Below are 7,318 nucleotides of genomic sequence, written 5' to 3' on the forward strand. Positions count from 1 at the left end.
TTTTCTCACCCCCGGCGCGTGCCTTTTCTCACCTGTGCGCAGCAGCAGCCGGCTTCGACAATGGCCACACACCACCGAACCGGAGATCTTCCATGACCGACCTCGCCCTGCTGGCCTATGCGCTGATCGTCAAGCTGCACATCGCCGCCGGCGTCATCGCGCTGATCGCATTCTGGACTGCCGGCTTCGCCCGCAAAGGACGCGGCGGGCTCCACGTAAGCGCCGGCAGCGTCTATCTGATGGCGATGCGCGCGATCCTGATTACCGGCCTGCCGATGGCCTTGTCGTCCTTCATCAAGGGACATCCCGGCCAGGGCGTGTTCCTGAGCTATCTGGTGGTGCTGGTCGCCACCACGGTGTTCGTGGCGCCGCGCGCAGTGCGCTTCAAGCAGGATTTCGCCGGTTTCCGCAGCGGCGCCTACCGCATCTACGCGGTACTGCTGCCGGCCACGGCGCTGGCGGCGATGAGCTACGGCCTGATCGCCGGCAACGCGCTGCTGATCGGCTTTCCGGTGGTCGGCCTGGTCATCGGCGCCGGCATGTGGCGCAACCTGCGCCGCGCCCGCCCGGATGCCGGCTGGTGGTTGAAGGAGCATTACGGCGCGATGATCGGCAACGGCGTCGGCACCCATATCGCCTTCCTCGCCATCGGCCTGTCGCGGCTGTTGCCGAAAGGGCAGGCGGAAACCGCGCAGCTGCTGGCCTGGTTCGGGCCGCTGAGCATCGCGACGATCGCCATCGTCCTGCTCAACCGCCGGCACCGGCGGCGGCATCCGCAGCCAATGCTGGCGCACTGAACGGCAGCTTCGGGGGGGGTTAACCCTCGGTTGCCGGGGCAGGAGGCTGCGGATTCAATGGCGGCCATTCCTGCCGCGAGTCGAGTCATGCCTGAAGCGCTGAAGCAGAAGTCCCGATCGACCCTTCGCCCCCTCGCCGCCGCACTACTGCTGAGCCTCGTCGCGGCAGCCGGCGCAGCCGAGCCGAAGCTGCCGGTTCCGCCTGATCCAGGCATGTTCACTGGCCTGCTCAAGGGCTACAAGGACTGCCGCGCGAAGTACGCCGAGATGGATGCGCGAGTAGATGCCGCCGGCGTTCGCGATGGCAGCTACTACCGGGTCCCCGGCTTCCCGTACTTGCGTACCGATCGCTACGTCGCCTCGCTCAAGGACAAGGTCAGCGGGCTCGACGAAGTCGCCGGCTGGACCCGGCGCATGCGCGAATTCGATCAGGAAGCCCGCGAGTTCGAGTACCAGAACCTGGGCATGTCGACCGAGGAAATCGGCATCTGGCGCTATAACCTCCTGTCCTGTGGCAGCGGCCTGGCCAATCTCGAACTGTTCGAGGAAAAGAACATGGCCTTCCTGCGCAAGCAGGTCGTCCCCGGCAGCGACTACCGGCAAGCCCCCGCCAAGCTGAGCGATGCCCAGCGCAAGGCCATCGCCACGCAGGATGCCGCGGTCCTCAAGCGCTTCGCGGCGGCGCTGCCAGCCGCCGATGCCAAGGCGCCGCTGAAGCTCTGGAGCGTGAAGCCGGTCGAGGACATGGCGCTGATCGACAAGGGCTATGGCAATGCCATCCCCGACGAACTCGGTGTGCCAGCGTTGGTCGATTCGCAGTGGCGCGCGTTCGCCGAACGCCATGCACCGGCGCTGTGGATCGAGACCGCCGGCAGCCGCGATCAGCCCGGCATGCCGATTGCGCAGGACAACGCAGTGACGGTGGACCCGGCGCAGCCGCGCATGCACTACCAGATCACCTTCACCCGCTTCGGCGACGCGCCGCTGGCGCAGATCAACTACTTCATCTGGTTCGCCGGCCGCGAGGGCAATGAAGGCGCGCTCGACAGCCTGATCTGGCGAGTGACGCTCGATACCAATGCCGAGCCGCTGGTCTACGAAAGCGTCAATGCCAGCGGCCGCAGCCATCTGTGGTTCGCCGCCCAGCCGCTGAAGCGTCGCCCGGTCAGCGGCAAGGCTGCGGAGCCCGCGGCCCTGTTCCCGCAAGCCGAGCCGATCAAGGGACCCGTCGCCTTGCGGATCGCCGCCGGCAGCCATGCGCTCCAGCGCGTCGTGCCGCTGGCTACCGTCGCCGCTTCGGGCGATGGCAATGCCTACGAGCTGCGCCGTTACGAAGAGGTGTTCACGCTGGCCACCGCCAGCGGCAAGACCCGCAGCCTGTACGACATCAACGGCACCATCCCCGGCATCCGCGACACCGAACAGGGCCCGGTCCTTGGCGATCGGGTGGCCGCGCCCGGCGCGCTGCATGTGCTGGGTCGCGTGCCGGTCGCCGCTACCGGTCGGATCTACTTCGACGATGCCGATCGGCTGAATTCGCTGTTCGTCGCACCAGGCAAAACCACCCGCTGAAGCTTGCTATTGCGCGACTGCGGCCTGGATCTTCAAGGCGCTCGGCGAACCGAGCGCCTTCAGCTCCTGGGCGAACAGCGCGATGCGCCATTCCTCGATCAGCCAGCGGGCCGGGTGGAACGGGCCCTTCAGATGGGTGGCGACGGCACGCACCTGCTTGAGCATGTCGAGATCGCGCTGCGGCTTGTGCGGCAGGCGCTCGGCGCGGATGGTCGCGGCTTTCAGATAGACGCCGATGCGCGGCCAGATGTCGTCCGGAATGGCGTCGATGAAGCCTGGCGCGAACATCGTCTGCAGCTGGTTGCGCAGATCGGTGTTGGCGTCCGGCCAGGGCTTGGCGATCGCGTCGAGCTTCTTGCGCAGCTCCATGCCGACCAGCAGCCAGGCGCAGACTTCTTCAAGCCGCTTGACCGCTTCGCGGCCGAACTCGCCGCGCTTGGCGAGTGCTGCGTGAAACGCGACTTCGTCGCGGATCGCCGCCGGATTCCAGTAGCTGCGCGCCGCACGTTCGGCAACCTGCAGCGCCAGTTGCTCGGCACTCAAACCAGTCTGTGCCAATGAGATGCCGAGCCGGCTGCGCGCGGTTCTCGCCAGATCCTTCAGGCGATCGGCAACCCGCGCCAGCAGCAGCGCCTGGGTGCCGGCGGCGTGCGCCTGGCTGGCGGCTTCGGCGGACTCGAACAACTTGAGACCGATGCGTTCGTTGCTGCTGACCAGCGCCGGATAAGCGCGCGCGCCGCTGACTTCGATGAACGCCGGCATGGCGCCGAAATCCCAGTCGAGCACCACCTCACGCGTCCAGCGCTTGGCTTCCGGGCTGGTCTCGGCGCGCTTGCCCAGTTCGGTTCTGGCGGCACCGCCGAAGCGCTGCTGCAAGGCAAGCAAAGATTCCGCTTCGCCCATCGCCTTGCCATCAGCCCCGACCAGCACCAGCCGTGGCTTCAGATGCGCGTCAAGCTTGGCCGGCGCGAAATCCTCCGGCTTCAGCAGCACGCCGTTCATGTCCTTGAAGCGAGCGCAGACCGCATCCAGCAAGTCTCCGCTAGCGGGATTTGTCGCATTGGCGATCGCGTTCGCGTACTCGGCGGCCGGCGTGCACAGACGGCGCAGGTTCATCGGCAGCGAACGGATCAGCGCTTCGATTTTCGCCGGCAGCAGGCCCGGCACTAGCCAGTCGAAACGGGCAGCCGGCAAGGTGAACAGCTGGGCAATTGGAATCTCGAACGTGACGCCGTCGGCGTCGGCACCGGGATCGTGCGAGTAGCTCAGCTCGATGCGCTTGCCGGCCAGATCGAGATGATCCGGGAACAGGCTGGCGACATCGGCATTGGCGCCGGGCCTCAGCGCATCGGCCTCGCCCATCAGCAGCTGTCTCTGCAGCGCTGGCTCGCGGCGCAGGCCGTTCTTGAGTCCCACCGTGGTGCAGATATCGGCGGGCAGCAGCGTGTCGTAGAACTCGAAGAACTGGCTTTCATCGGCCAGCAGATCCGGCCGGCGCAGCCGCGCTTCCTTGTCGCGCACCTCATCGAGCAGCGCGAGGTTCTTCTCCAGGAACGCCGGCTTGTTCGGCATGTCGCCACGTACCAGCGCTTCGCGGATGAAGATCTCACGCGCCTTCGCCGGTTCGTCCTTGCCGTAGTGGCGAGCACGGCGCAGCACCTGCATGCCGAACAGGGTGACCACTTCCATCGCCGTGACTTCGCCGCGATCGGCATGCCAGACCGGGTCCTGCAGCACGCGCTTGACCAGATGCGGCGCAACGTCTGCCAGCCATTCCGGCTGGATCTCGGCATTGACTCGCGCGAACAGCTGGCTGGTCTGCGCGAGCTGCGCGCTCATCATCCACAGCGGTGGCTTCTTCGACAGCACCGAGCCCGGAAATACCTTGAAGCGCCGGCCGCGCGGGCCGTTGAACTCCGGCTTCTCCGGCATCTTCTGGCCGATGTGATCGATCAGGCCGGCGAGCAGGCATTTGTGGATGTCGGTGTAGAGCTTGTCGAGCGGCTGCTCAGTCTTCGGCTTGTCGGCGTCCGGCTTGCCGAGCATGTCGACGATCTGTTTGTAGACCGATTCCCACTCCTCCATCCGCAGATAGCTGACGAAGTGCTCCTTGCACAGCTTGCGCAGCTGGCGATTGGAAGCATTGGCGCTCCACTGCTGATAACGCGCCCACAGGTTCAGCAAGGTGAAGTAGTCGGACTTCGCATGCCGCCACTCGGCATGCTTGAGGCGCGCGGCGTTCTGCTGATCGGGCGGCACGTCGTGCGGGTCCTGCACGGACAGCGCGGCCGCCAGCACCCAGACGTGTTCGCGATACGCCGTGCCGCGTCCGGCCTGGGCGATGCGGGCGATGCGCGGATCGAGCGGCAGCCGGCCCAGCTCGCGGCCGAGCGAGGTGATGCGCTTGTCGTCGTCGAGCGCGCCCAAGGTCTGCAGCAGGCGATAACCGTCGGCGATGTGGCGGCCATCGGGCGCATCGAGCCAGGGGAAATCCTCGACATCGCCGAGGCCGAGCGTGGCCATCTGCAGGATCACGCCGGCCAGATTCGAGCGGAGGATTTCCGGATCGGTGAACGGCGGCCGGGTGTCGAAATTCTGCTGATCGTAGAGGCGCAGCGCGATGCCGGGGCCAACGCGGCCACAGCGACCGGCGCGTTGGTTCGCGGCCGCCTGCGACACCGCTTCGATCTGCAACTGCTGCACGCCGAGCCTCGGCGAGAAGCGGTTGACTCGCGCGGTACCGGTATCGATGACGTAACGGATGCCGGGCACGGTCACCGAGGTTTCGGCGACGTTGGTGGCCAGCACGATGCGCGGCGCGCCGCCGCTGGAAAACACCTTGTCCTGCTTCTCGGCCGGCAGCCGCGAATACAGCGGCAACACTTCGGCGCGCGGAAAGCGGCCGGGCAAGGAGCGGGCAAGATCGTTGATCTCGCGCTCGCCCGGCAGGAAGACCAGCGTGTCGCCAACCCGTCCGGACTGCCACAGCGAATCGATGCCGGACGCGACCTGGCCTTCGAGATCGTCGTCCTGATCCGGCTCGCGATAGCGCATCTCGACCGGATAGGTGCGGCCTTCGACGAGCAGGATCGGCGCCGGTTCACCACGCGGGTTGGCGAAGTGCCTGGCGAGCTTTTCCGGATCGAGCGTTGCCGAAGTGATGATCAGCTTCAGCTCGGGCCGGCGCGGCAGCAGGCGTTTCAGCCAGCCCAGCAGGAAATCGATGTTGAGGCTGCGCTCGTGGGCCTCGTCGATGATGATCGTGTCGTAGGCCAGCAGCTCGCGATCACGGCTCAGTTCGGCGAGCAGGATGCCGTCGGTCATCAGCTTCACGAGACTGCGTTCGGACACGCGGCGATCGAAGCGGGTTTCGTAACCGACCAGTTCGCCGAGCTTGGTATCGAGTTCCGAGGCGATGCGATTGGCGACGCTGCGGGCCGCGAGACGGCGCGGCTGGGTGTGGCCGATCAGGCCGCGAGTGCCGCGCCCAAGCTCCAGGCAAAGCTTCGGCAATTGTGTCGTCTTGCCGGAGCCGGTCTCGCCGCAGAGCACGACCACCTGATGCTCGGCGATCGCTTTCAGCAATTCTTCCCTGGCCTGCACCACCGGCAGTTCGGCCGGGTAGTTGATCGTGGCTGGCCTGAGCCGCGCACGGTTCTCGGCTGCGAGCAGCGCGGCTTCGACGTCCTTCTCGAAACGCGCCGCATCGAACTTCGGATGGTTGCGGGCGCCGGCCACAGAGCGCCCCAGCCGCGCGGCATCGCGCAGCAGGAGCTGGTCACGGATCAGGTCAAAACGAGCTTGCAGCGGGGGTGTGGCAGTCACGGGGGCTGCGCGGAGAGGATCGCCGCCATGATACGGCAGCCTCTCTCCGCGACGCCCCGCGCTTACTGAACCCTCAAGGCGTCGGTGCGGTGTCGGTGACGCCGCGCTCGACCACCTTCAGCTCGACGCGCCGATTCAGCTCCTGACCGTCCGCAGTCTTGTTGTCGGCGATCGGCATGGTTTCACCGAAGCCGGCGGCCGTCATCCGGCCGGCATCGATACCCTTGCTGACCAGGTACTCGCGAGCCGACTGCGCACGCTGCTCGGACAGCCGCAGGTTGTAGGCATCGGAGCCGCGGCTGTCGGTATGACCCTGCACCGCGACCTTGATGTCCGGATGCTTGGCCAGCGCGACGGCCACGCCATCGAGCAGCGCCTTGGCGTTCAGGGTCAGGGTCGATTTGGCGGTGTCGAAGTTGACGCCGCGCAGCACCAGCACGTCGCCGACGGCGCAGCCGCCAAGCTCCATCTCGCCGTTCGGACCGGAGGGCTCACAGCGCGGCTGGGGCGCTGGCTCGGCCACCGGCGGCTCGACTGCCACCTCGACCGGCACGATCTGCACCGGCTCCACCGGCGCTTCGACAGGAGCGGCAGGTGCCGCGCCGAAGTGATAGCGCAGCGAGAACAGCGCCGCATGCGATTCGTAGCGGGTTTCGACGTGGCTTTGCGGATTGTTCACCAGCAGATCGAACTGGCCGACGTTGCTGCGCAGATAGCGGTAGTCGATGGACGCGGTCAGGCTGCGGCTCAGATCGAAGCGCAGGCCGCCGCCGGCCTGGAAGGCGAACACCGCGTCGAAATCGCTGCGCAGCGCCGAGCCATCCTGGAACAGGCCGACGTTGTCGACCGCCGGATCACGGACCGCGACCCGCACGACGCCGGCACCGCCGCCGATGTAGGGATGCACGCGCCACGACGGGAAGAAGTCGTACCAGACGTTGGCGAAGGCCAGATCGGCGAACTCGCGGCCGCCGACACGCTGCGAGGGCTGGCCGCTCTGCAGCAGCACGCGCTTGAAATCGTTGTCGCGGCGCGCGAATTCCAGCTCCAGCTTGAGGCCCGAGCCGAACGCATAGCCGCCGACCAGACCGGCGACATAACCGGTATCGAAGCTGACGTCGCTG

Annotated in this window: 4 protein-coding genes; 2 read left to right on the plus strand and 2 right to left on the minus strand. The window is 66.8% G+C overall.

The window, feature by feature from the left end; translation table 11 throughout:
- Positions 1-92: 92 nt before the first annotated feature.
- On the plus strand, positions 93-797 hold the full coding sequence (locus Q0D45_RS18870) for a hypothetical protein (RefSeq protein ID WP_293396499.1): 705 nt from the start codon (positions 93-95) through the stop codon (positions 795-797).
- Positions 798-884: 87 nt separating this feature from the next.
- Positions 885-2,369, plus strand: coding sequence for a hypothetical protein (locus tag Q0D45_RS18875; RefSeq protein ID WP_293396501.1), 1,485 nt, complete (start codon positions 885-887; stop codon positions 2,367-2,369).
- Between the two features lie 6 nt (positions 2,370-2,375).
- Here the strand turns inward: Q0D45_RS18875 and hrpA are convergent, their stop codons facing one another.
- Positions 2,376-6,194 carry an ATP-dependent RNA helicase HrpA gene (gene hrpA, locus Q0D45_RS18880; protein ID WP_293396504.1) on the minus strand — a complete coding sequence of 1,273 codons (3,819 nt, stop codon included), beginning with the start codon at positions 6,192-6,194 and terminating at the stop codon, positions 2,376-2,378.
- Positions 6,195-6,267: 73 nt separating this feature from the next.
- Positions 6,268-7,318, minus strand: a 1,051-nt coding sequence (locus Q0D45_RS18885; RefSeq protein WP_293396507.1) for an OmpA family protein, incomplete at its 5' end; no start/stop codon positions are given.

The organism is Nevskia sp., from assembly GCF_023266035.1.
Classification (GTDB): Bacteria; Pseudomonadota; Gammaproteobacteria; order Nevskiales; family Nevskiaceae; genus Nevskia.